The sequence below is a fragment of the Bacillus sp. AFS002410 genome (assembly GCF_002556365.1).
Taxonomy (GTDB): domain Bacteria; phylum Bacillota; class Bacilli; order Bacillales; family Bacillaceae_G; genus Gottfriedia.
In genome coordinates this window covers 16,059-42,022 of record NZ_NUEU01000099.1, presented here as the reverse complement: position 1 = coordinate 42,022, position 25,964 = coordinate 16,059, and the positions used below count along the sequence as shown (strand labels likewise).

26 protein-coding genes, 1 pseudogene, 1 riboswitch and 1 other annotated feature are annotated in these 25,964 nt (G+C 31.2%); of the genes and pseudogenes, 21 read left to right on the top strand and 6 right to left on the bottom strand.

The window, feature by feature from the left end:
- Positions 1–4: 4 nt before the first annotated feature.
- A complete protein-coding gene (locus tag CN692_RS23840) occupies positions 5–394 on the bottom strand; it encodes a YueI family protein (RefSeq protein ID WP_098121620.1) in 390 nt (129 codons plus the stop codon).
- 299 nt (positions 395–693) lie between these two features.
- Here CN692_RS23840 and CN692_RS23835 point away from each other — a divergent pair, with 299 nt between their 5' ends.
- Positions 694–1,824, top strand: a complete 1,131-nt coding sequence (locus CN692_RS23835) for a histidine kinase N-terminal domain-containing protein (protein ID WP_373605054.1) — start codon at positions 694–696, stop codon at positions 1,822–1,824.
- Between the two features lie 36 nt (positions 1,825–1,860).
- On the opposite strand, the gene CN692_RS23830 is transcribed toward CN692_RS23835, so the two are convergent.
- Entirely contained in the window at positions 1,861–2,619 is a 759-nt protein-coding gene (locus CN692_RS23830; RefSeq protein ID WP_098121618.1) for a DUF4397 domain-containing protein, read from the bottom strand.
- Between the two features lie 297 nt (positions 2,620–2,916).
- On the opposite strand from CN692_RS23830, the gene CN692_RS23825 reads away from it, so the two are divergent.
- The 8 genes from CN692_RS23825 (at position 2,917) to CN692_RS23785 (ending at position 11,151) form a co-directional block, all read left to right on the top strand.
- Positions 2,917–3,231: a hypothetical protein gene (locus tag CN692_RS23825; RefSeq protein WP_098121617.1), complete on the top strand. Its 315-nt coding sequence runs from the start codon at positions 2,917–2,919 to the stop codon at positions 3,229–3,231.
- A gap of 232 nt (positions 3,232–3,463) precedes the next feature.
- Positions 3,464–3,730, top strand: coding sequence for a hypothetical protein (locus CN692_RS23820; RefSeq protein WP_098121616.1), 267 nt, complete (start codon positions 3,464–3,466; stop codon positions 3,728–3,730).
- Between the two features lie 497 nt (positions 3,731–4,227).
- Positions 4,228–4,488 (top strand) — a binding site (T-box leader).
- Positions 4,489–4,559: 71 nt separating this feature from the next.
- Positions 4,560–5,543 (top strand): aspartate--ammonia ligase, encoded by a 984-nt coding sequence (gene asnA / locus CN692_RS23810; protein WP_098121615.1) that lies wholly within the window; start codon positions 4,560–4,562, stop codon positions 5,541–5,543.
- A 260-nt stretch (positions 5,544–5,803) separates the two neighbouring features.
- Positions 5,804–6,109, top strand: a complete 306-nt coding sequence (locus CN692_RS23805) for a hypothetical protein (protein WP_098121614.1) — start codon at positions 5,804–5,806, stop codon at positions 6,107–6,109.
- Between the two features lie 35 nt (positions 6,110–6,144).
- Positions 6,145–7,092, top strand: coding sequence for a LacI family DNA-binding transcriptional regulator (locus CN692_RS23800; RefSeq protein ID WP_098121613.1), 948 nt, complete (start codon positions 6,145–6,147; stop codon positions 7,090–7,092).
- 76 nt (positions 7,093–7,168) lie between these two features.
- The gene (locus CN692_RS23795) at positions 7,169–7,939 is read left to right on the top strand and encodes a Cof-type HAD-IIB family hydrolase (RefSeq protein ID WP_098121612.1); all 771 of its coding nucleotides are present in this window, start codon (positions 7,169–7,171) and stop codon (positions 7,937–7,939) included.
- Positions 7,940–8,421: 482 nt separating this feature from the next.
- A riboswitch (purine riboswitch) is annotated at positions 8,422–8,523 on the top strand.
- A gap of 31 nt (positions 8,524–8,554) precedes the next feature.
- Positions 8,555–10,276: an adenine deaminase gene (gene ade / locus CN692_RS23790; RefSeq protein WP_098121611.1), complete on the top strand. Its 1,722-nt coding sequence runs from the start codon at positions 8,555–8,557 to the stop codon at positions 10,274–10,276.
- A 185-nt stretch (positions 10,277–10,461) separates the two neighbouring features.
- The gene (locus CN692_RS23785) at positions 10,462–11,151 is read left to right on the top strand and encodes a Crp/Fnr family transcriptional regulator (RefSeq protein WP_098121610.1); all 690 of its coding nucleotides are present in this window, start codon (positions 10,462–10,464) and stop codon (positions 11,149–11,151) included.
- Between the two features lie 81 nt (positions 11,152–11,232).
- Here CN692_RS23785 and ric read toward each other — a convergent pair whose 3' ends face one another.
- Positions 11,233–11,940, bottom strand: a complete 708-nt coding sequence (gene ric, locus CN692_RS23780) for an iron-sulfur cluster repair di-iron protein (RefSeq protein ID WP_098121609.1) — start codon at positions 11,938–11,940, stop codon at positions 11,233–11,235.
- Between the two features lie 458 nt (positions 11,941–12,398).
- Between ric and CN692_RS23775 the strand changes: the two genes are divergently transcribed.
- On the top strand, positions 12,399–12,626 hold the full coding sequence (locus CN692_RS23775; protein WP_257144114.1) for a hypothetical protein: 228 nt from the start codon (positions 12,399–12,401) through the stop codon (positions 12,624–12,626).
- Positions 12,627–12,781: 155 nt separating this feature from the next.
- On the opposite strand, the gene CN692_RS23770 is transcribed toward CN692_RS23775, so the two are convergent.
- Entirely contained in the window at positions 12,782–13,006 is a 225-nt protein-coding gene (locus tag CN692_RS23770) for a hypothetical protein (protein ID WP_098121608.1), read from the bottom strand.
- A gap of 175 nt (positions 13,007–13,181) precedes the next feature.
- The gene (locus CN692_RS23765) at positions 13,182–13,412 is read right to left on the bottom strand and encodes a hypothetical protein (RefSeq protein WP_098121607.1); all 231 of its coding nucleotides are present in this window, start codon (positions 13,410–13,412) and stop codon (positions 13,182–13,184) included.
- A 215-nt stretch (positions 13,413–13,627) separates the two neighbouring features.
- Between CN692_RS23765 and CN692_RS23760 the strand changes: the two genes are divergently transcribed.
- The 8 genes from CN692_RS23760 to CN692_RS23730 all read left to right on the top strand — a co-directional run bounded on the left by CN692_RS23760 (position 13,628) and on the right by CN692_RS23730 (position 21,163).
- The gene (locus CN692_RS23760) at positions 13,628–15,175 is read left to right on the top strand and encodes a spore germination protein (protein WP_098121606.1); all 1,548 of its coding nucleotides are present in this window, start codon (positions 13,628–13,630) and stop codon (positions 15,173–15,175) included.
- Positions 15,176–15,225: 50 nt separating this feature from the next.
- Positions 15,226–16,416, top strand: coding sequence for a Ger(x)C family spore germination protein (locus CN692_RS23755; protein ID WP_179874540.1), 1,191 nt, complete (start codon positions 15,226–15,228; stop codon positions 16,414–16,416).
- Positions 16,413–16,628, top strand: coding sequence for a hypothetical protein (locus CN692_RS23750; protein WP_098121604.1), 216 nt, complete (start codon positions 16,413–16,415; stop codon positions 16,626–16,628). Before CN692_RS23755 ends, CN692_RS23750 begins: the two co-directional genes overlap by 4 nt.
- A 121-nt stretch (positions 16,629–16,749) precedes the next feature.
- Positions 16,750–17,847, top strand: coding sequence for a GerAB/ArcD/ProY family transporter (locus CN692_RS23745; RefSeq protein WP_098121603.1), 1,098 nt, complete (start codon positions 16,750–16,752; stop codon positions 17,845–17,847).
- Positions 17,848–18,004: 157 nt separating this feature from the next.
- On the top strand, positions 18,005–18,103 hold the full coding sequence (locus tag CN692_RS26930; RefSeq protein ID WP_257144113.1) for a putative holin-like toxin: 99 nt from the start codon (positions 18,005–18,007) through the stop codon (positions 18,101–18,103).
- 151 nt (positions 18,104–18,254) lie between these two features.
- Positions 18,255–19,619, top strand: a complete 1,365-nt coding sequence (locus CN692_RS23740; protein WP_098121602.1) for an NAD(P)/FAD-dependent oxidoreductase — start codon at positions 18,255–18,257, stop codon at positions 19,617–19,619.
- Between the two features lie 43 nt (positions 19,620–19,662).
- Positions 19,663–20,313: a histidine phosphatase family protein gene (locus CN692_RS23735; RefSeq protein ID WP_098121601.1), complete on the top strand. Its 651-nt coding sequence runs from the start codon at positions 19,663–19,665 to the stop codon at positions 20,311–20,313.
- Positions 20,314–20,806: 493 nt separating this feature from the next.
- Positions 20,807–21,163 carry a hypothetical protein gene (locus tag CN692_RS23730; protein WP_098121600.1) on the top strand — a complete coding sequence of 119 codons (357 nt, stop codon included), beginning with the start codon at positions 20,807–20,809 and terminating at the stop codon, positions 21,161–21,163.
- Positions 21,164–21,227: 64 nt separating this feature from the next.
- Here CN692_RS23730 and CN692_RS23725 read toward each other — a convergent pair whose 3' ends face one another.
- Positions 21,228–22,187 (bottom strand): LCP family protein, encoded by a 960-nt coding sequence (locus CN692_RS23725; RefSeq protein ID WP_098121599.1) that lies wholly within the window; start codon positions 22,185–22,187, stop codon positions 21,228–21,230.
- Between the two features lie 401 nt (positions 22,188–22,588).
- Between CN692_RS23725 and CN692_RS23720 the strand changes: the two genes are divergently transcribed.
- The 3 genes and pseudogenes from CN692_RS23720 (at position 22,589) to CN692_RS23710 (ending at position 25,600) form a co-directional block, all read left to right on the top strand.
- The gene (locus CN692_RS23720) at positions 22,589–22,717 is read left to right on the top strand and encodes a YjcZ family sporulation protein (protein WP_098121598.1); all 129 of its coding nucleotides are present in this window, start codon (positions 22,589–22,591) and stop codon (positions 22,715–22,717) included.
- A gap of 193 nt (positions 22,718–22,910) precedes the next feature.
- Positions 22,911–23,915, top strand: a pseudogene (locus CN692_RS23715) (KamA family radical SAM protein); the annotation flags it as partial.
- A 98-nt stretch (positions 23,916–24,013) separates the two neighbouring features.
- Complete coding sequence (locus CN692_RS23710) at positions 24,014–25,600, top strand: recombinase family protein (protein ID WP_257144112.1); 1,587 nt, start codon at positions 24,014–24,016, stop codon at positions 25,598–25,600.
- Positions 25,601–25,964: the final 364 nt, after the last annotated feature.

Genomic DNA, 25,964 nt, shown 5'->3' with positions numbered 1-25,964 from the left:
GTGATTAAAAATCAGTTGATTTAAAAAGTGCATCTTTTACAAAAATTTCGTTCTTTTCAATTGCTTTGCTATGAGTCACCACTAGTCCGATTGGGGTAGGGACGGGCAGATTGTTGACAAGTGAGAATGGAATATTCTTATTCTTAGCCATTAAAATATATTTTGAGATTGAATTGTAAGGAAGGGTACCATTTAATAATAATGTGACATCCTTGTTCTTAATTGAATTTTCAACGTTTGGATAAATTGAATTCGACATAACTTGACTAGTTGTTAATGCAATTTCAATTCTCTCGCGAATTGTGCCTAAAAAAACGTTTCGTTCTTCAATTTTTACTTGCTTTTCACCATAGATACCTTTAATTAAATAATCTTCAACATTATTACTAGCCATAAAAAAACCTACTTTCAGTTTATTAATTTAATTGTATCTAAATTTATTCTATTCTACATACGATATTATTGACATTTTTTCATACTTTTAGTTTATTAATAACTGACTATAAGATTGATAATGAGAATTTTGAAAGCCAATTTTAAAATTAATTGGATTTTAACTTCATTATAATTATAATTTTAATTTTATGTAAAATCGGAAAATTGTAAAAAATAATACCTTTTTGTAATAAATTCGACAAATTTTTATTTTTTACTTAACGAATATTTAAAAATTTGATACTATTTAATTAATAGATTTTATTGGAGGTGTTCCTTATTGATAAATCAATAGAGAGTAGGTATAGCTCTTTCATAAAGGAAAGTATGCCTACATTAACGAAGAATTGGGTCGCTCAAGCGGTAATTAGCGATGATGATCCATTTAAATCCGAGATTATCATTAATGGAACCAAATTGATTGATTATACATTATTATTTATTGAAGGTAAAATTAATGAGGATCAAGTAGTAGATTTGGCACATAAAATAGCCCTTGAACGAGCGAAGGCCAGCGCAAACATCGGTGATTTTGTGTATAACTCGAATATAGGCAGAAGTGAACTTTTTAAACATTTGTCAGAATTTGAAGAAAGTATTAGCTTACTTCAACCACTAATTAATAAAATAAACTATGTTTTTGATCAGTTTATTTATTTTACAGTTAAACAGTATTCTTATATTATTACTCAAGACATTGAAGAAAAGAAGCACTTCATAGATGAAACACATAAAGAACGACTGACAATTCTTGGTCAAATGTCAGCTAGTTTTGTACATGAATTTAGAAATCCACTTACTTCGATTATTGGATTTGTTAAATTGCTTAAAGGTGATCATCCAGAATTGAAATATTTAGACATAATAGATCATGAATTACATCAATTAAATTTTAGAATTGATCAATTTCTTCATGTTTCGAAAAAAGATCATGATCAAATGGTGGAGAACTTTTTAATAAATGATTTATTCAAAGAGATAACTGATTTTCTATATCCAAGTATTGTAAATTCGAATGTTATTTTACAAGAAGGACTTTTTAATCATATATACATACCAGGTTTCCGAAACGAACTTCGCCAAGTTTTACTTAATATACTGATGAATTCAATTGATGCACTTGCTGAAAACAACGGTCAAAAAACGATTCATTATCAAGTTGTTGATTTAGAAGATAAAATTGAAATTCAAATTAGAAATAATGGCCCTAAAATAAGTGAAGAAAGCATACGGACAATTTTTGAACCATTTGTTACGACAAAAAATCATGGTACTGGAATTGGTTTATTTGTATGTAAACAAATTGTAGAAAAACACGATGGTAAAATCGAATGTATTTCTGATGAGGATTGGACAGCATTTTGCATAACTCTGCCAAAAGAGGCATAAAAAAACTCGGAAAAAAACCCGAGTTTTTTTATTTTACTAATATAATTTTATAACATCAAATTTTGAATCCCCACCAATACTCCCAACTGACACTAAATCATATACTATATTTTCTTGGAATTTTGATTGATAAAGCGGCAGAATAATTAATTTTGTACCTGATAACCTTATTTCTAAATTAACAGTCATAGGTGAAATTGGGAGATATTCTGATGCATTTCTATATGGTACATTTGAAAAAACAACGTCTCCTTCCCCAGCTTTTACAGCAAAATCAAGATTAGTTGAACTAGGAGATAAGTTAATAAAACGAATTTTAGCTTCTCCTAAAGGTAATGAAAGATCATCAGTATAAGAAAAAAGTGAAATCTTCTCTACTTTAGCACCAATTGCAATTGTATAATTTTGCTCATCAAGTAACGATATTTCTTCAGAATGTATCGGGTTGGATAAATCCCCAGATTTGAAAATGTCAATATGGTGTACTCCAGAAGAAATGCTTAAATAATGAGTCGAGTTTTTAAATGATAAATTAGAAATTAATGGCTTTTTATTAATAAAAATATCAATGCTAATTTTGTTCGGGATTACATTTAATAGTCTAATGAAGGATAAATTTTGTTTTTTTATCGCCTGTTTTTTATGACTTAATGGTGCATTATTTGTTATTAATCTTTCAAACGAATCAAACTGCTGATATTTGATATGGTAAAAATCATCATTGTTATTTGTATTGGATGAAAAGTGATTAATTATATTTGGTTTCAAACGATCCATATGCTCGACTTTCTTCAAATTGCACACCTCCTATATGTATCATTTAACCGTCCCACTTAAACTATTATTCAATAAATAGTTAATTATGAATTATTTTCTGTTTAACACTCTAAGCAAAAGATTGAAATTGAAAAGAGGCGTGTCAACAAAGAGTATTACCTAATGGCAGATTCGAATATGTTCTTTTTTTCTTAAAAGTTAAAGGGATTGATAACGTGCAATTCTTTGAAAAGCAAAAAAGAAAAAAGGATAAGATAAAATTAGTAAGATTGATAGTAATATTTTAAAAACTTATAAGAGGTAGAGGGAAAAATAATGGCTTTAAGTGCAACTGTAAATTATAAAGATAAAACTGTTAAAAGCTTTGTAATAGAAGAACATCTTCATGATGAAATATTTGAAAAAAATACAGTGTGGAAATCATATAAACAACTTTCAAGGATAAGTGATTATTATCTTTATGGATTGAAAATGAATAAAAAAGATTTTTTTCAATTTATTGAAGAGTGGGAGGAATATTCAAAATGGATCCATACTACTTATCAGATAGAATATGAAAAAATATTGATTGATTTGAGAAAAATATATAATTTTAATGAAGTAAGTTATGTGAAATTTATTGGTGATTGATTAGGTTAATAAAACTAATTGGTTAAGAAAGAAATTATGCCTATGTAACTAAAACGTTGTTTGTTAGATAACATTTTGGAGCTCTAATCAGCTCTTTTTTTATTTGAAAAAATGGTAGTTTAGTACCATAAGGATTGTTTAATTTTATATGAAAAAATGTGAGATTCCCCCAAATTATACAAGACGTTAAGTTGATATAATTAATTTAAAAATATTTGTAGGTGGTGTAAATATGAAGAAATTTATATGGTTACTACTTTGTATTTTTGTATTTTCATTAATATCTGGATGCAATTCGGATAACAAGAGTTTTTCTGAACTGAATCACGGAAATTTAAATGAAATTAGCAAAATTAAAATTACTAACGGTCAGAACGGGGAGAACACAGTAATAACAGAAAAGAAGGCAATTGAAAATTTTATTAGTGATATTAAAGATATTAAAGTTGCCCAAAATAAAAACACTGATGTAAAAGGATGGTTATACAGTGTTACATAGTATAATCAAGACAAAAATTTAATGAGTTTCACAACTAGTGAAATAGTAGGAAAGACAAAAAAAGATGATGCAACATTAGTTATTGCAATTGAAAAATTATTGAATCTTAAGTGAATTTTATTCAACTAATGCAATGCCTTAGTTGAACAATTTAATCTACGTTCTGCGGGACTTTTTTTATTGAAGACAATGGGAGATTAGTTGAAAAAGGATTGTCTGAAACTACATAAAAAAAGGTGGAATTCCTCCACATTATAGAACTCTCTTATGTAAAATAAGAAAAGCTTTTTGTCCTGTATCTTTCATTATCTTGGTTATATGAAACATTACACATTATCGATTTAAACAATAATAAGGAACTCGATAATGGCTTGATTTGGTCAATTTTTAATGGAAATAAAAATCTTGATAAAGAATAAAAATATTAAAAAAATATTGACTTTTTCATATTTATGTATAGAATAATTATTAATAAAATGTTTCAGAGATGTGACAACAAAACGACTGTGAAAGGACGAGTAGTAGTAGGACGTAGACAAAGCGAGTCAGGGGTGGTGTGAGCCTGATACGAAGCCTATTATGAAGAACCTCCTGGAGTCGCTGACCGAAATCCTTTAGAGGAAAGTAGACTTAGCCGTGATCTTCGACGTTACAAGAAGAGCAGTATCGAGATATCTCTAATCTCCGTACTGAATAAGTGAGCAACCTCTGTTGCTAATTTGGGTGGTACCGCGGAACCAAAGCCTTTCGTCCCAGTTTTTTTGGGAAAGAAGGGCTTTTTTTGTTGGCTTTTTTCTATAACATCCAAACATTTTAGGGGGAAATAAGCATGTATCAATCATTAATGACAGTAAGAGAGACTCAAATCGCAATTAAGGAAGTTAAGACATTTTTTGAGGATCAATTAGCAAAACGTCTTGGAATGTTCCGTGTATCTGCACCATTATTCGTAACGAAAAAATCAGGTTTAAACGATCACTTAAACGGTGTAGAACGCCCAATTGAATTTGATATGCTTCATTCAGGAGAAGAGTTAGAAATTGTTCATTCACTAGCGAAATGGAAACGATTTGCACTGCATGAATATGGTTACGAAGCTGGTGAAGGTATCTATACAAACATGAACGCGATTCGACGTGATGAGGAACTTGATGCTACGCATTCAATTTACGTTGACCAATGGGATTGGGAAAAAATTATTCAAAAAGAATGGCGTACAGTAGATTATTTACAAGAAACTGTACAGACAATTTATGGAATCTTTAAAGAATTGGAAAATCATTTATTTGAAAAATATCCGTATCTTGGGAAGTATTTACCAGAAGAAATCGTATTTATTACATCCCAGGAGTTAGAAGATAAATATCCAGAGTTAACACCAAAAGATCGTGAGCATGCGATTGCAAAAGAGCACGGAGCAGTCTTTATTATTGGAATCGGCGATGTACTTCGTTCTGGTGAAAAACATGATGGACGCGCAGCTGACTATGACGACTGGAAATTAAACGGTGATATCTTATTCTGGCATCCAGTATTGCAATCTTCATTTGAATTATCATCAATGGGTATTCGTGTTGATAGTAAATCACTTGATGAGCAGCTAACAAAGACAGGTGAAGATTTCAAACGCGAGTATAATTTTCATAAAGGCATTTTAGAAGATGTGCTTCCACTAACACTTGGTGGTGGTATTGGGCAATCAAGAATGTGCATGTATTTCTTACGTAAAGCACATATTGGTGAAGTTCAATCTTCTGTATGGCCTGATGAAATGCGAGAAGCATGTAAGAAGGAAAACATTCATTTGTTTTAAGACAAATTAGCAATAAATAAAAGCATGCCTCTATATCTTTTGTTTATACATATTCATTAGAGAATTGAAATTTAATAACATGTAGACTGTTTCGGCAGTCTATTTTTTTTATGTTAAATGACAAATCATTATACGCTTTTAAACTATAGTCTGCTTTATATATGTGGTTTAGAAATTATTTTGATTTTTTTTCTTGACTTGAAATCCATTTCATAATTTAGATTGAAAATAAGTTAAATTTCAACAAAGGGGGAAGAAAGATGATTAGAAAAGTTAATCTTCACCAGGACGAATTTGTACTATCTACTATTACAGGTTTAGTAGAAATTTTTGATGGGATGCAAAATATCTACTATGGAGACTTGTTTTTAACAAATAAAAGATTATTTATAGAAAGCAATAAACTTATAAATTTTGAAAAGTCTTTTTGGTTTGAAGGAGAGATGGACACTATTAAAAATTCTACCCTTATTGTAGGAGAACAAAGAATTGAGGTAAGATGGGCGTACAATGGAAATCTAATTTACTTTATAAAAGCTTTTCAGAAGTTAAAAGAAAGTGCGTAGTATTCTTCATCAGAGGTTGTTGTGGGAGGTAAGTGATGGCAAATATTAACGATATTGCAAAATTAGCAGGTGTATCCGTCTCTACTGTTTCTAGAGTGCTTAACAATTATAAGTATGTTGCTAGTGATAAAAGAGAAGCTGTCCTTAAAGTTATTGAAGAAATGAATTATACACCAAATAAAAATGCGATTGATTTAATTCGAGGAGAAACAAGAACAATCGGTGTGATTCTCCCATATAACAATAACCCGGCATTCGATCAAATCCTGAACGGGATCTTGAACAAAGCATTAGAAAATGATTTTTTGATTACAGTACTTCCTTCAAATTATAGTAAAGAAAAAGAAGTGGAATATCTGCAAAAATTAAAAAGTAAGCTGTATGATGGGATCATTATTGCTTCAAGAGCAAATGATTGGGAGACGATCATTCCTTTTAGCGAATATGGAACAATCGTAGCTTGTGAATATACACAGCACAAGGAAATTGGCTGTTCCTATATGGACCGTTATTCTTCTTATCTAGATGCCTTTCAATTATTAAAAAATAAAGGACATTATAAGGTAGCTTTTACAACAGCTAGGCTAAAGAGCAATAGTACAAATCAAATGATTGAAGCTTATACTGAGATTTTTGGTGAGCTTCAACCTAAATATCATATATCTGATTGTCATTCCTTAGAAGATGGTTACATGGCAGCAAAGAAATTCCTGCAATTGTCGAAAAGACCAACTGCAATCTATGCGAATGGCGATGAAGTGGCTGGTGGTATGTTTTTATTTGCTAAGTCTCAACAATTGAAAATCCCAAGTGATTTAGCGATCATTGGTCAAGAAAATCAACCAATTGGAATCGGTATGGGAATATCTACAGTGGATCACCAATTAATGAAAGTTGGTGCACAGGCTTGTGACTTAGTAATAAATAAGTCTACAGAAAAAGTAAAAATACCGTATCGCATTGTGGAAAGAGATTCTGTTTAAATCACATTTTTGGTGGTATTAACAAAGAGAATATTTATAACATAGATAAAAAATTAGTTTAAAGTGGGGAAAGAAAATGAGTAAAAAATTTATAGTTTTTGACATTGATGGAACGTTACTCACGACAGAAATGAAGTTTTTAGATAGTACAAAAGAAGCATTAATTTCTCTTAAAGAAAAAGGACATGAGATCGGGATTGCGACAGGAAGGGACTATACTTCAGCAATAGCAATCGTTGATGAGCTTGAAATTGATACTTATGTTTTATGTAATGGATCAATTGGATATGTCCGACATGAGTTGGCGCATGAGGAAAACTTTACAAAGCAATCTATTATGCAATTAATTAAAATTGCAACGGAAAACAATGATCAGATTGTATTCCAAACAGCGAGCGGATTAAAAAGACATTTCGAGCTACCAGGAGATTCGTTAACGAATGCCTACGATAGTCTAGGATTGACCATTCCGGAGTTTGATGATCTGTATTGGGAAAAAAATTCAATTATTCAAGCGATGCTTTTTTGCAAGCCTGAAGATCTTCCAAAATATGAAATCAATGAATTCAGATATGTTAGTTGGCATAAATTTGGCTCTGATGTCATTCCGAAAGAAGGATCAAAAGCAAAAACCATTTTAAAAATCGCAGAAGAAAATGGATTTAAGCAGGAGGATATCATCTTTTTCGGAGATGGAATGAACGACATTGAACTGATGGAACACTCAGGAGTTGGGGTTGCAATGGGAAATGCCGAAACAGAAGTAAAAGAAAAAGCCAATTTAGTCACAGATAGTTGCGATGAGCATGGAATTTACAATGCACTTAAGAAAATGTTATTAATATAATTATATAGAAAAAGTCAACTAATGGATGTATGAGTTAAATAACTTCCTCGACTAAAAAACTGCAAAAATAAATAGGATTGTCTAATTTGACAATCCTGTTTTTCAACACCTTTTATAATAATCCTAAAATAATTTATTAACGTCAAATCTTGTTTCCTCTTTAACACACCCTACTGATACTAAATCATATACTGTATTTTCTTTAAATTTAGTTTTATTCGTTGAAACGAGACAAATTGTTTATTATTAACTTGGAACATAAACACCTTTTTTTTCCCCCTTTTTCAAACTCCATTCCTTCTATGAACACCAACCTTTATTCCCATTTATAATATAATTCATTAGAAAGAAAATTGAGAATTATTTTATATTTAAAACTCTTAAAATAGTTATTGCATATTAGACTCAAAATTTAATAGAATACTTTTAATATAGTTTTTTACAACTAAATATAAGCTAATTAAGTTCAGTCACTTTTATTTTAAAGTGATTCTTAATACGCTCGTATAATTTTGGAAATAAACGGTCCAAGAGTTTCTACCAAACTGCCGCATAGTTTGACTACGAGAGATATGACATAACATAATCTCTCCTATTTTTAGGAGGAATAAGCAAATGAACTTACATGAAATGAAAACATCCACAAAGGCTGAAAAAGCTGACTTTTTAATAAAAAATGGAAAAATAATTAATGTATTTACGAAAGAAATAATAGAGGATTCAATTGCTGTAACTAATGGGATCATTGTTGGAATCGGTGAGTATGAAGCGAATGTAGTAATAGATGCAGATGGTAAATATATTTCACCAGGCTTCATTGATTCGCATGTTCATATCGAGTCCTCTATGGTTTTACCTAGTGAATATGCAAAAACAGTCCTACCACATGGAGTTACGACTGTCATAACAGATCCGCATGAGATTGCAAATGTTGCTGGGGTTAATGGGATTAAAATGATGTTAGATGCTTCGGAAAATATTCCATTAGATGTTCGGGTGATGCTACCGTCTTGTGTTCCTGCAACTTCGTTAGAGCGAGGGGGAGCGGTACTTTATGCAGAGCATTTAGAGCCATTTATGAGTCATCCAAGAGTGTTAGGTTTAGCAGAAGTAATGGATTATCCTTCTGTTATGGCGATGGAAAAACAGATGATGGATAAATTAAATTTAGCACATAAGTATCAAAAGCCTATAGATGGCCATTTAGCAGGACTAACTAAAAATGAAATTAACGCATATTCCTATGCTGGTATTTCAACAGATCATGAATGTACAAATGTTCAAGAAGTACTTGAAAGACTTAGAGTAGGGATGTATGTTGCATTTAGAGAAGGTTCCGCTGCAAGAAATCTAAAGGATTTGTTACCTGCAGTAAATGAAAGAAATGCTGGGCGTATTATGTATTGTACTGATGATAAACATTTAGACGATATCATGAAAGAGGGTTCGATTGATTTTTGTATTCGAACAGCAATCGAATATGGGATTCATCCAGTAACTGCCTATTCAATGGCGACTTTAAATCCAGCTACTTGCTATGGTTTAAAACAAAAAGGTGCAATAGCTCCTGGATATGAAGCAAACTTTGTATTTTTAAGTGATTTAGAATTAGTAGAAATTACTGATGTATGGTGTAAAAATGAATTTATCGTAAGAAATAGACAAAATATCAATTTTATTAAAAATGAAGAGTCAAAATTGATTGAATCTAAATTAAGCTTAGGTGATATAAAGATTGAAGATTTTGAGTTGAAAACAGACTCACAAACGTTCGCTAACATTATTGAAATTAATCCGAATAGTATCGTTACAAATCATATAATTGATAAAATCACGATTGAAAATAATTCATTCAAGCCAAGTGCAAAAGAAAATTTATGTAAAATAGCAGTAATCGATCGCTATCATTCAGAAAAAGAACTTGGTTTAGGAATTGTTAAAGGCCTAAATTTAATTGATGGAGCGATCGCAACGACCGTTGCTCATGATTCTCACCAATTAATAGTTGCCGGCATGAATGATGAGGATATGTATGTAGCGATTAAGACAATTGAAGAAATGAACGGTGGAATTGTCGTCGTATCTTCGGGAAAAGTAATCGTTAAATTATCATTGCCAATTGGAGGATTAATGAGTAATCAGTCTGCAGAAGAAGTAGAAGCAGGTTTACATCAAATTGAGAATTCAATGTTAAAAATCAGACCTAACAATACATTTAATGCTTTCTTAACTTTATCTTTCCTTGCATTGCCAGTTATACCTAGTATAAAAATTACGACTAAAGGTTTATTTAATGTAAATGAATTTAAATTTATTCCTGTTTTGGTAAATGAGTAAAATAGAATACTGTACTAAATGAGACTCCGAGAATTGGGGTCTTTTTGAAGTTTAAACAGTTTGAAGGTCACATTACCTAAAATTAAATTTGAATTTTTAAATAGAATTGATGAAATTCTTATACAATAGTAAATGAGAAACATTCGATATACAATCAGGTTAAAATGGATTGAGGAGAAGAATGCATGTCAGAAGTGATTTTTAACCATTTAAGAAATGTTCCACTCTTTAAAGGCCTTACAGATGATGAGCTTCAATCTATTGTGGACATTTCATATACAAGAGAATATATTGCTAAATCATTTGTCTTTATGCAAGGAGAAAGTCTAGACAGAGTATTTTTTATCCATTCCGGTAAAATAAAAATACATATAAATGATCTGTCAGGGAAAGAGCAAATTGTTTCGATTCCACAAGCTGGTGAAATGTTTCCTCATGTTGGTTTATTTCTTAAAGGTACTTTTCCTGCTCATGCTGAAGTTATTAAAGCTGCCAAATTAATAGTTCTACCAATTGCAGATTTTGAGCTAATTCTAATTAAACATCCTGAATTATGCATTAAATTATTTAAGTTTCTTAGCGAAAAGATTGTTGATTTACAAGCGAGGTTAGTTGAACAAACACTACATAATTCATTTGATAAAATCATCATGTTATTACGACGACTAAGTAAGTCAAATGGAATACCATTAAATAATAATCAATTTAAAATAACAACCCATTTTACCAATCGTGAGCTTGCAAATATGATTGGTACATCAAGAGAAACGGTTAATCGAACAATCAATCAATTAAGAAAAAAAGAAGTAATTAGCATGGATTCTGAAGGTTTTTTTATCATAAATATAGACAAACTCGACAATAAACTTTATTAATAATAAGAAAAAAAGGCATATGAAGTTAAATTTCATAGGCCTTTATAAGTTTTCACAAATTTTTAAACTCGTAATATTTGATTAATCTCTTTCGATTACTCGATTAAATAAGATATTATTTTCTAAATGGATATGTTGGAACGTATCAGCCTCAAGAGCCTCAAGTCTTTGATAGACAAGACGATAAGTTCCACAAGCTTCAACTGGAGGAGTAAAGTCATTCGTAATTTCACGTAATTCCTTTAAGATATTACCAGCAGAGTTATGGTCACTTTCTAATTCTTCAACGATTTTATTTAGTTTATTACGATTTTCAGCAGTTGGATTTTGTTCATGCTCTAATATTAGCTTAAAGTCTACTGCTTCTTCTTTCCAAGTATGTTGTTCCAGTTCTGTTTTTAAGTCAAAAAATAATTTGTGTAAGCGTACTAAATGAGGATGAGATTGACCGTGAACTCGCATTACTTTCGTTACATAAGGGCTTAAAAGTGGTAATTCTTCGTTTAAAAAGTGATGATGTTTGTTAACAATATGAGCAATTAATTCTTTATTTGAAGCTTTATTATAATCAATATCTGCTTCGTTTATTTGTTTCGATTCATGATAAAGTGTATTTAATTTTGTTAAAACTTCTTCAACGTTCAAATTTTTTTCTTTAATCGCTTCAATTAGTGGTCTATTACCACCACAGCAAAAATCAATTCGATATGATTTAAAAAGGTCACTAGCCTTTGGAAATTCGGTAACAATCTTGCTAATTTTATCAAATTCATTAAATGGTTGATTCATAAAAAAGCCTCCATCATTTTTTTTCTAACTAGAAAAAGAATAACAATTTAACGAACAATACTTTGTGATATATATCACAAGTTTGGTTTTTTTATTAAAGTGAAAATATGAAAAAGTAAATAAATTATTTATAGAGTTCTTTATTTTGAAGGTATACAGGGGGATTTTTTAAAAAATCTAGTTCAAAAGGGTATAAGTCATATTGTTAATTAGTTCACAAAATGGACAAAGGATAGGATTTCTTTACTTGGGTTAGTCACTAAAATCATAAAAAGCTGAGATATATTTGAACAGATTGAAAATGACTCAAGCAATTCTTGAGTCATTTTGATTTTTTTAGGGTTAATTCTATTCAAATCAACAAAATCTATAATGAAGAAATTTTTATATAAAGAACGAATGATAAAGACGAACTAAATGTGAAGAGTATGTATTACAATGCATAAGGAGAGATTGTGTTGAGTGATAAGATAGATTTTTCAGAAAAAATCCATATAGGTGAATTGATTGCAGTTTCAAACGTGTACGGATTAACTCCATATACCCTTCTTTTAGAACTTGAAAAAGGTACGATTGAAGTATTTCTTTCGATAAATGAATTTAACGGGAAATATAGTGATACGACAGATCTAGACTGGTGTCAATTAAATAACGGAAAGGTATTTTCTAAAAAACTGAATCACTAAAATTTAGTTTTATTAATATTAAAATGGTAATGAAATTTTAAGTTAAAGATTTAAAATTTCACATTGAAAACAACTCGATAAGTTAATAATCTAGCTAGTCAGGTAAATACCCTATCTAAAAGGTAGGGTTTGGATTAAACGTTTTTGACGACAACTTAAGTTCTTTTATTTAATACGATTTCGCCAAACATGGCTAATTGATCATTATTTAGACTTTCTTTATGAATTGTTGGCATGACAACGGATAGAAGGAAATTAACCTCATTATTTAATCGATGAATCTCTTCTAACAATTCAATTTGTATGCCTTTCATTTCACTTATTACCTCTAAAAACAAATCTTCTTTATTCTGATTTAATTCATTCAGCTTACTACTCATATCAAACACCTCCAATGACATTATTCGTTACATAATATTCAATATCCTTTTTGTATTAAGTATTTTTAACATTTCTATAAAGTAAAAAAACTCAGCCAATAATTTAATTTTGGCATGAGTGGGATTTTTCATTTTAAATAAGTAAAAATCGTTTTGCTTCTTAAGGATGTAGTATTCATTCTCCAATATTATCTTCAAACCATTCCTGCAGCTCTTTTAAAGAAGTAAAGGAAAAAATTTCTTCACCATTTTGTCCGTTATCAGTACCATTATTACCCCTTAAAGTAATTTGTCCTTCTTCTCCAGAAATTAAGATTGCATATGGATGGTTTAAATTAATAAATCTCGCATCTAAATCATTATCAATCCAATTTTTACTACTTAAAAATGCTTCGTAATGATCCATATTGATTCCTCCTGTCGATGATATTGTTCCAACTTATGAAAAAAATACGCAAGAATTTAGGTTTATAAAGCGTAATGACCCTTTTCTTAGTTCGCTTTTTTCGTATCGGGTCAATCGCTAGCAAAAGTATAATTAAAATTGCCAATAATTTCCGTATATAGAAGTTAAAAATAGAAAATTATAGAAAAGACAATGCTGCAAAAGGGGGGGCTTATTTGATTCGAAATAAACATAAATTGCTAAGAACGTTTAAGTCAAGAAAGAATGAGGAAATAAATGTTCGACAAGATCCCCTATATGACAATTATGGTCAAAATATCGAAGCATTCGAATTAATTTTTGATAATTGCTCAGACGTAATTTTTCGTTCATTTTTACTATTCGGAAATACTAGGGCAACGATTATTTATATTGAAGGCCTAACAGATAAAGAAGGAATTGAAAATTTTGTTTTAGTGCCACTAATGGAAAAAGTATCAACCACAAAACAATCAATAAATGATGTAATTGAGGATAAAATTCCAGTTTCTAAAGTGAATAAGGTCATTTCATTTCAACAATGTATCGATTCAATTTCATCTGGCAATCCAATTCTTTTATCAGAAGGTGTAAAAGCTGGGTTTTCTTTAGGGCTTGCAAAGTGGGAAAAACGCTCTATAGAGGAACCAACAGCTGAAGTTGGCATTAAAGGACCGCGAGAGGGATTTAATGAGTCGATCGAAATTAGTAAATCTCAATTACGTAGAATTATTAAAAGTCCTTCACTTAAAATGCTATCGCTGAAAATTGGGCGCTATACGAATACAACAATTGTTATTACCTACATAGAAGGAATTGCAGATCAAACGCTAATCGATGAAATCGTTAGCCGATTAACAGGTATTGAAGTAGATGGAATTTTGGAAAGTGAATACATTGAGGAATTGATTGAAGATAATGCTTTTTCGCCTTTTCCGCAGATTTTGTCTACTGAACGTCCAGACGTAGTTTGCTCTAATTTACTTGAGGGAAGGGTAGGCATTTTAGTTGAAGGAACGCCATTTTGCTTAATTGCTCCCATTTCATTTTTTTCATTGATTCAATCACATGAAGATTACTATCAACGATTTATCGTTAGTTCAGCGATTCGATGGTTACGCTATTTATTTCTTGGTATTTCACTTTTGCTTCCATCATTTTATGTTGCGATTATGACTTTTCATCAAGAAATGGTACCAACTAATTTGTTACTAAGTATGGCAGCTTCTCGAGAACCAATTCCTTTTCCATCAATTGTAGAAGTATTGATTATGGAAGTTTCATTTGAAGCACTGCGAGAAGCAGGAGTTCGATTACCTAAGCAAATAGGAGCGGCTGTAAGTATTGTAGGTGCTTTAGTAATTGGTCAGGCAGCTGTTCAGGCAGGTTTGGTTTCGTCACCAATGGTAATTGTAGTGGCGATTACTGGAATTGCCTCATTCATGTTGCCTCGTTATATTGCAGGGATTGCGATCCGTTTGCTCAGATTCCCGATGATTTTGCTTGCAGGTTCATTGGGGTTAGTTGGAATCATGTTAGGTATAATCCTGATCGTCATCCATTTATGTAGCTTACGATCATTTGGTGTTCCATATTTATCTCCCCTTGCTCCGCTTAAAACTGAAGAACTAAAGGATGTCTTATGGAGAGCACCATTTTGGATGATGGATAAACGGCCTCATCTCACAGGAAAGACTAATTTAAATCGTCAATCCGACGGGCAATCACCAAAAAATCATAAATGAAATGGCCTTTAGTAAAAAATTTAAAGGAAAGACGAAAGGAGAATCAATTAATGAAACGTGTTCTCTATTTGTTATCCTTATGTGGATCGATTTTATTGTTAAGTGGTTGCTGGGATCGATTGGAAATAAATGATTTAGCCATTGTCACTGCAGTAGCCATAGATCGAATAGATGATAAAACGATTGAACTTTCAACTCAAGTAATTATTCCGAAAAATTTAAGTTCTGGTAATGGACAAGCTGGAGTAGGTCAACAAAGTTCATTAACTATTGTTAGATCTCAAAAAGGAAAAAATATTGCCGATGCAATCTCAAAACTGCAAACGAAATTACCGCGTAAAATATTTTGGGGGCAGTGTGAGGTATACATTTTTAGCGAAGAGTTAGCTAAAAAAGGGGTAAAAGAGCAAATGGATTTTTTACTTCGTCATCCTCAACCAAGGGAAAGAGCCTATTTATTCGTGAGTAAAATTGATCCAAAGAAAATACTCGAGTTGTCTACTCCCATAGAACGATATTCAGCAGAAACAATTATGGGGCTATCCGATTTTCGATTTTCAATGCAAGTCAATTTGCAGTCCTTTGAAGCCACGTTAACAAGTCAAGCAAATGCAGCTGCTATTCCATTACTAGAAATACAGTCAGCACCAAAGAATGAGGACTCAGATCAATCCAATCGACTACCAGCCATTATCGGTACGGCTGTTTTTAAAAAGGATAAAATGATTGGACAGATTTCGGAACGAACAACAAGAGGAGTTCTATTATTAAGAAATGAACAGAAAGAATTTACTGTAACATTAAAATCTGTTGACAGGAAAGGTAATGTGTCATTGTATCCCGTTTTGCTTCGTACAAAGCTTGTACCAGAAATTCAGCATGATAAATGGAAAATGCTTGTGAAAGTTAAGGCAAATGGAGCTATTGTCCAAAATGGAACAGACCTAGATTATTCAAATGAACTACTTAAAAAGAAACTAGAAAAAGTATTTCAAGAAAAGATTAAAGATGGCATAGAACAATCTCTTAAGGAAGTTCAACAAAATCTTAAAACTGATATTATCGGTTTCGCAGATGAGTTTCACAGAACCTATCCGAAACAATGGAAAAAAGTCGAAAATCACTGGGATGAGAAATTTCCTACTGTAGAAGTAAAAATTGACGTCGATGCAAACATTCGAAGACAAGGATATATTAACAAACCAGGAGCAATACCTGAGAAAGAGGTTCGGAATAAATGAAGTGGGGTTCTTTTATTTGTACAACAGTAATTGTAGCTCTAATTTTCTTTTTTGAATGGAAAAAAATGAAATTAGCTTCTAAAGAAGATCAGATTGGCTTTGTTTTGATCCTTTTATTAGCATGGATTTTTTCTTTGTTTAATCTACAGCAAATGGCTGGACCAATTACATGGGTTGAAGCTCTTTTTAAACCATTTGAAAAATATATGTAATGACTGATCAATTTTACAATTCTTAAAGGAACAAGATTATTTGAGAGCGGTTGTTTAGTAGAGCTATGAAAAAAATAATCTTAACTTCGGTTATAGAATTATTCCAAAAAGGAGGTAGACAATGGAGAAAGGGAAAATATCATCGCTTCAAATGGCATTCATGCTGTATCCAACCATAATTGCTACAGCTATTCTCATGCTTCCTAGTTTCACTGCTCAATACGCTAAACAAGATCTATGGCTGTCCCCGATTTGGGCGTGTTTAATAGGATTTTTAACTGTTTTCATAGCAATTCAATTAAATAAACTATACCCGAATCAAACAGTGATTCAATTTAGCCAGCAAATAGTAGGTCGCTTCTTTGGGAAAATAGTTGGATTACTATTTTTGATATTTTACATTCCTACTACAGGTTTAATTACTAGAAGTTATGGAGAATTTGTGGTCGACTCCTTTCTACCTCATACGCCAGTAGTTGTTATTACGGGATCTATGATATTAGTCTGTTCATTTGCGATTCGAGGAGGTATTGAATTACTAGGAAGAGTGGCAGATTTATTTGTGCCGATTTTTATAATTACCCTTATTTTACTTTTACTCTTACTACTTCCAGATTTTAACTTCAACAATTTATTGCCTATAATGGAAGATGGATTCATGCCTTCATTTAAAGGGTCAATCATACTACAAGGTTGGTTTACAGAATTTTTTTTAATCATCTTTCTCCTTCCATTTTTAAAGGATTCTAAAAAAGGGCCAAAATCAATTTCTTGGACTGTATTTGCAGTAATGATTACTTTAGTTATCGTGAATATGTCAGCCTATGCAGTTCTTGGAACAACAACACCCTACAAAGTCTATCCTTTAATGAATGTAGCCCGATATATTAGTATTGCCAATTTTTTTGAACATTTAGAGGCAATCTTTATGGCAGTATGGATTTTAGGAACATTCGTTAAAATATCTATATTTTATTACGCATCGGTACTAGTCGTTGCTCAGTTATTGAATCTATCTGATTACCGTCCAATCGTATTACCAGTTGGGATTCTAATTGTTGAATTTTGCTTTTGGTCATTGCCTAGTACAGTTGAAATTAGCCATTATGAAACCGCAGCATTCCCATTTTATGCTCTTTTTGTTCAAACCATAATTCCTTTATTCTTGTTATTACTTTCGCTATTTAAAAGAAGTTTTCAAAAGCTAACAGAAAATTGAGTGTTTATCAATCCAATCGGAACTAAAATAAAATTTTCATAACAAAGTTAATCTAAAGTGGTAAGAAATACACAATTTGAACTGTTAAAAATATTGTGTATTAGCATGTATAGGACAAACCTGCTTCCGGGAAGGCTTAAATTAAGGAGGCGTTAAAATGGTTACTTTTGAAGTTTTATCATTAATGATTAGCTTTGGAATGTTTGTCATCGCCATTTTAGAATTTAAAGAAAAGGATCGAAATAAAAATTCTTAAAGACGCTCATTATATTAGATAGTAAATCTTGTAACACGCTATAAAAGCGTGTTTTTTTTATTTTAGTTTTATACAAAATTCACTTATTCTAAAATAATTATTGTACAATTATACTAGATTAAGTGAACAAGTTAAGAAGGTGTAAGTTGATATGTATGATATTACAATAATCGGATCAGGTGTAAGTAGTATTTTTTTAGCATATACATTAGTACAAACAAATCAAAAGGTATTAATACTTGAAAAAGGAAAATCATTAGAGGAAAGAACATGTGGACTCGACCGAGGAGAAACTTGTAATTGTGAAGTATGCGGTAAATTTTATGGCTTTGCAGGACTTGGTAAATCAGAAGGTAAATTTAATTATTCCTGTGATTTTGGTGGAGAATTGGCCCAAAAAGTAGGAAAAGAAAAGTTAATACAATTAATGGATGAAGTTGATGAATTATTATGCCTTTTCGGTGCTGACTCGCTGCAAAAATATTCGACTGTAAATGAAAAGCTAGCAAAGAAAGCGCAAGATTGTAATTTGCAAATGTTAACTACAGAAGTAAGACATCTTGGAACACAGCTTTCAACAGAAATATTTCAACGTTTGTATACTATTTTAGCAAGTAAAGTTGATATTCGTTTCGAAGTTGATATTCAAAATCTGAGAAAAGAAATGAATACATTCACTATACATACGAATCTAGGTAAATTTGAATCTAAAAATGTTGTTTTTGCTACTGGTAGATCTGGAACAGATTGGTTAAAAGAGCAATGTACAAATCTCGATGTTAAGCAAGGGAAAACTCGTCTAGATTTAGGAATTAGAGTTGAAATGAAAGAACAACAATTGCGTTCAATTTTGGAAGATACTTTTGAAACAAAACTAGCGTTTGAATATGATGATGTTATTTCAACTACATATTGCATGAATCCAAAAGGTAGAATCGTTCGAAAGTTTCAGGAAGGTTTAGTCATGCCTGATGGACAAAATTTTAAAGAAAAAGAGACCCGAACAACTAATTTAAATTTTACATTGTTCACTCCTAACTATTTTCCTTCTTTAAAAGAAGCAAATCTTTATGCTAGTAAAATCATAGGCAATATTAATAATGATTCAGATAGAATCGTAGTACAGCGATTAGGTGATCTACTAGGTGGAGAACCAACTACTGAAGTAAAAATGGAAGAAAACAGTATCAAACCTACATTAAGTGCAGACTGCGGTGATTTAACGAAAGAAGTACCTTTATTTTATTTAACTATTTTACAAGGATTTTTAAATCAATTAGAAGAATTTATAGGAGAAACGATTGATAAAGATACTCTACTTTATGGGATCGATGGAAAGTTTTATTCTCCTATTATTGAAACAGATTTAAACTTTCAAACTAGTTTAGACGGATTATTTGTCATTGGTGATGCTTCAGGCGTTACACATTCGTTATCTCAAGCAGCGGCTAGTGGCATTTATTTGGGTGAATTTTTGGCTAATAAAGAACAAAGTGAACTTGAAGTAACTAAATGAAAATTTCTTTTAAGATTTAAAAATTCATATAGTAGGTGATTCTATGACAAATAAAATTCATTTATATTTAATTCGACATGGTGAAACTTATTTAAATCGCTATAAAAGAATGCAAGGATGGGCCGATAGTCCATTAACAGAAGAAGGAAAAATTGTTGCGATTGATTGTGGTAAAAGATTATCCGATATTCAATTCGATCGAGTTTATACAAGTGATTCAGGCAGAACGGTTGAAACGGCCGAATTAATTTTACAACAAAACAATTACGAAATACCTGTCATCAGAAAAACAAAAGCCTTTCGAGAATCTTTTTTTGGTAGTTTTGAAGGAGAATTTTCAGCTGTAGCTTTAGGTAAAGTTGCAACAGATAATGGTTATTCTTCATTTAGGGAACTAATGCGAAATCGAACACTTGAAGATATAACAAATTTTTTTAAAGAATCTGATCCATACCATCATGCCGAAAACTATAGTGAGCTATGGAATCGTATAGAAAAAGGCCTTGATGAACTCATTATAGAAAACAATAAAAACGATGAAAATGTTTTAATCGTCACTCATGGAAATACAATACGCAATATCGTAAAAAAATTTTCAGAGGAATTTAATATTGAATTAGAAATAAAGAACGCTAGTATTACATTATTGGAATATTCATCTGAAACTTATAAAGTGATTTCTTTTAATCAGTAATTGATTACGTTGAAATGCATATAAAAAGGTGAAAAGTGCAATTAAATTTTGTGAAAGTGCAAATAAAAAGGTTAAAACTGCAAATATATTCGTACAACTGCAAATAAAAAAGCTAAAACTGCAAATATATTCGTGTAAACTGCAAATAAGACCTTCATTTAAGAATAAAAATGAGTGATTCAGAGAAATATCAAGACAAACCAATGAATTAGACTTTAAGAACTAAAAAAACGATTCAAAACCATAAAAATAAACAAAAAAGAAGTCTCTGCGCGGGAAGAAAACAATAAAACACCAAAAGAAATGGCAACTAATTAGCATAAAAATTAGTTGCCTTTTTTATCAAAAATTCTAAACCTAAATCTCGTGTTTTAACAAGCGGCCACAATATTCATTGTTGTTATATGCGATTTTGGTAATTAAAAAATATTAACAGTTTTTTAATAATTGTAAAAAGAATAGTTAATAACAAGTCACAATAAAGGAGATGAAATTGAAAAAACTAAATTTAATAGTAGTAAGCATTACATTATTAGTATTTATTTTAGCTGGTTGTATCAACAATACAAAAAAAACAGTAAAAGAAGAGCACTCCTTATCAATTACAAAAATCGCATATGATAGCCTTGATGCTGGTGACAGAACTGAATTATTGAATGACAAACCAGATGGTGTAGTGGAAAGGAAAGTTGTGACAAAAGATATCGCACACCTAATCGATATGAAATACGATGGAAAAGAAGTGTATGCAGTAACATTCGAAGTAAAAAATAGCGATTTATTAGGAGATATAACAGTGTATTTAGATGGTGAAAAACAAAAAGTAATCGGTAGAGGGTACAGAGAATAAAAAGGTAGGGATCCCCCTACCTTTTTGATTTGCTATTTTACATGTAAATTTGTAGTTTAATTTTTCATTTATTTTTTAATTTTTTTTGCCCATTACTATTTTTACTTTTAATGACTGGTGAAGGAGCTTTAAAAAATTGTTTTATTGATTGCCTGTTCTTAGTCAAGTCTAACTTTAGTACTGCCCCCGAATGTTCTACAGTTTCATTCGTATAGCCAGTATCTACTGGAATACTTAAGCGATCAATTTTTTCAATTGGTTGGGTAAATGCAATAGAGGCTAGTGAAAGTATGTCGTCTAGCTTTAGATCGGTGGAGACATATTTTGTTGTTTCGTCTAGTAAAAGCGGAACTCTAGCAATACCACCGAATGTATTTAACTTTTCTTTAACAGCACTTACTACTTTTAATAGTACTTCCTGTTGACGTTGGACCCTTCCAAAATCGTTGTTTTGATCATGTCTAAAGCGCACGTATTTTAAAAGCTGCTCACCATGTAAGTTGTTTTTTCCAAGTTTCATTTTCAATTTCATATCATCAATTAAAGATTGACTAACATCTACCGTTATTCCTTCTGGAACTAGCGTATCTACGATGCCAACAAAACCTTTAAAATCGATGATGACTGTATGGTCAATTGGAATGCCAAGATTACGATAGATTGTATCCTTTAGTAGTTTTTCACCACCTAAATAATAGGCTTGATTTATTTTTCCATATCCATACTTATAACCCTTAATTTTGACATACGAATCCCTTAAAATTGAAGCTACCTTTAAAGTACGGTCCTCAACATTATATTGAACAACTGCGATACTATCTGATCTAGAATTTTTTTCACCACGAGAATCAACACCTATGACAAGGAAAAATAAAGAGTTTTTTAACAACTTATTTTTAAAGCTCATTTCTTGCCTATTTTTATGATTTGCTTCATTTCGACCCTCATTTGAAGGTTTAATTTGACAACCGACTAGACAAAAAACAAGGATCGAAAGGAGGCATATTCGAAAAAGTTTCAACATTATCTATTACTCCTTCTATGTAAATAAGTAAGTTTATTTGTATGTACTTTAGTTTATATTTCCCATCAAATATTTTGATAATACATAACTGATTTGAGAATAAAGAATTCTCATGACTATTTGTACAGTAAAATTTCGATCGACGTAGGTCTTTTTTGTTATTAATTCGCAAACTAATTGAGAGTAGAAAAAGTCTTGGGAAATTATTTTCTCGAGACTTTTTCTTTTTACGAATGGACTTTTATATTTTTTAATGTCATTTTAGTAGTCATTCATTGAGTATAAATGATAATTGATTAGATCTTACCTAAAATATAGACGAATGCCCATGTAACAAGGATTGTGAACCTTACATATACTTTATTGTGATTTCTAATATGTATTTGAAGGAGGCAATATACATGAAAGGTTATTCACCTTACTACGGCGGTGGCGGTTGTGGCTTTGGATGCGGCGGCGGAGGATTTGCGCTAATCGTTGTATTGTTTATTTTATTAATTATCATCGGTGCTTCATTTGTAAATTGCTAAAAACTATTGAGCGTCAGCCACTTAAACCGACTAACAACAAGTTAGTCGGTTTATTTCATTTCTAACTATGAATTCGATTAGTAGTTTTTTCACCATCTTTTTATAAATTGCATATAAAGAAGTAGGTATATAACTAGAAATTCTACTTAAATTAGTTTATTCAATTTGTCCTATTAAACAAGGAGGACCATAAATGAAAAATCAGCTTTATAAACCGCAAAGACATTGGAAGGATATTCCATTATGGAAAGACGTTACCGATGAACAATGGAACGATTGGCTATGGCAATTAACGAATACTGTAAGAACATTGGATGATCTGAAGCAAGTGATTGATTTAACAAAGGATGAAGAAGAAGGAGTTAGAATATCCACAAAAACCATTCCTTTAAATATCACTCCATATTATGCTTCATTAATGAATCCTACTGATCCACGGTGTCCAATTCGAATGCAATCTGTACCAATTAGTAAAGAACTAAATAAAACAAAATATGATTCAGAAGACCCGCTCGGAGAAGATGACGATAGTCCAGTATCAGGTTTAACACATCGATACCCAGACAGAGTACTTTTTTTAGTGACAAATCAATGTTCAATGTATTGTCGTTACTGTACAAGACGTCGTTTTTCAGGCCAAATTGGAATGGGCGTACCAAAAAAACAATTAGACGAAGCAATTGCCTATATTCGTGATACAGAAGAAATTAGAGACGTACTTATATCTGGTGGAGATGGATTATTAATTAATGACAATATTTTAGAATATATTTTAAAAAATTTAAGAGCAATTGATCATGTAGAAATTATTAGAATTGGCACAAGAGCACCTGTAGTTTTTCCTCAACGGATTACAGAAAACCTTTGCGAAATTTTAAAAAAATACCATCCAGTATGGTTAAACACGCATTTTAATACAAGTATTGAAGTTACCGAAGAAGCTAAAAAAGCATGTGAAATGCTTGCAAATGCTGGAGTTCCAGTAGGAAACCAGTCTGTTATCTTAACTGGAATTAATGACAGTGTACCAATTATGAAAAAGTTAATGCATGATTTAGTAAAAATCAGAGTCAGACCATATTATATTTATCAATGTGATTTATCAGAAGGAATTGGTCATTTTAGAGCACCAGTAGCTAAAGGATTAGAGATCATTGAAGGTTTGAGAGGTCATACTTCTGGTTATGCAGTACCTACTGCATTTTTATAATGCAGAACAATTTAATCCAATATTTTTTATTTTTATATTAATTTTTGTACGATTTTAACAGTAATAATAACTAGGGGGGATTATTATTGAGTATCGTAGAAAAAAGTAAAATAAATAACAGTATAAATCATGTTGCTATTTACTTAAGAATATCCCAAGAAAAGAAAGGTGAAAATGCGGACACATTATTTAACCATAGAACCATTCTAACGGAATTTGCTAAGGAATGTGGATGGGAATTCGAACTATACCAAGAAGTATTAAGCGGTGGTAAATCCGAGTTAAGTGAACGCCCCCAACTACAACGCATGTTAAACGAAATCGAGTTATACGATGGTATATTGGTCGTAGAATTAAGCCGTTTAAGCCGTAATGGACTAATTAGTGAAAAAGTTTTGCAGACATGTGTAGATTATAATAAGCCGATCATTACTAGAGAACGAATTTACGACTTGGCGAATAGTCAATCTGACGTATTAATGTACCGTTTTGGAAGTTTAATTGCTTCACAAGAACACTCTTTAATAGGGGCTCGCAGTAAAAATAATAAACTATCAATGGTTAAACAAGGTATGCACGTTAGTGGTACTGTACCATTTGGATACAAACGAAATAAAAATACGAAACGGTTAGAAATAGATGAGAAAAGTGCAGAAATTATTCGTTACATATTTAAACTGCAAAATGAAGGATTAGGGAGCTATCGTATACGAGACATACTGAATGCAGAAGGATATAAAAGTGCAACAGGTAAAGCGTTTAACTTACCTAGTATTAAACGGATCATTCGTAATCCAGCTTATAAGGGGACGGTTGTGTTTAATGATCGTAAGCGAGTTAAACAAAATGGTAAGTATGTTTATGTTAACGTTAATACGATAGAAGTAGAAAATTCACATCCCAAAATTGTTACTGCAGCAGATTGGGAAAAAGCTAATGGAATACGTGATGCAAGGGCAGAAACGGCAAATATTAATAGAGAAAGACCTAGCTCAGTTACAGGTGTAACCAAATTAAAAGATTTATGTTTTTGCTATAACTGTGGTAGAAAGCTAGTTATTTGTAAAAACAATCGAAATACAAGTTATTACATTAAAGGGTGCGAGTACTTAATGGAAGATGGCACAAAATGCCCGAATATTGGTATAAATGCGATTTATGTTGAAGAGTTAGTAATGGAAGAAGTAGGGAAGTTAAGAGATGAAATTGAATTAGAAATTGAACGCCTACTAAATAATGATACAACTGATTTAACAACCAATTTAGAAGAACAATTAGTCCACTTAAATGGGAAAATAGATGAACAAACAAAACAATTTAACAAGTTAATAGAATTAGCCATAAGTGGAGTATTTACGGTTAATGAAATAGCAAGTAAGAAGGAAGCAATAACCGATACAATAGAATTTTTAAAAGCAGAACATGAAGAATTGACTGTTAGACTCGCAAATACTCATTCTGCGTCAGATACAGAAAAGCTGTCCAATGTTTTAACCGTGCTGGATGAAATTGAAAAGGGTAATGCAGATCCAATAGAAATCAATATGCACTTGAAAAGGTTTATACGTAAAATATATTATAAACGGATGCTAGACTCAGATCTGCAAAACTTATCACCAAATAATCCTATCCGTCGGAACGCGCCTTTTACGATTGAAATAGAATACATTTGAAAACCTTTGTTAACAAAGGTTTTTTTGTTGCGAATATAGGGTTTTCTCAACTAATTGTATTGCTAAATGAAATATTTATTTCCTAGTAAATACTTGATACAAGTTATTCAGGATAAAGGGAAAAATGTCTTCAAATGAAAATAATATAGTGAAAGTTTAGTTGGCCCAAGATAAAATGAAATTTAATATAAAAAATGTTAAATTCCCCCAAATTACAATCACTTCCACGAGAGATATAATTAAGTATTAGTTAGGAAAGAGTTTTGTAATAACAGGTGGTGAAAATATTGTTGAGACTTTTAGTAACAATTTTAGGTATATTACTTCCTTTAGTCGTTGTAGTCCTAGCTATATACGGCTATAT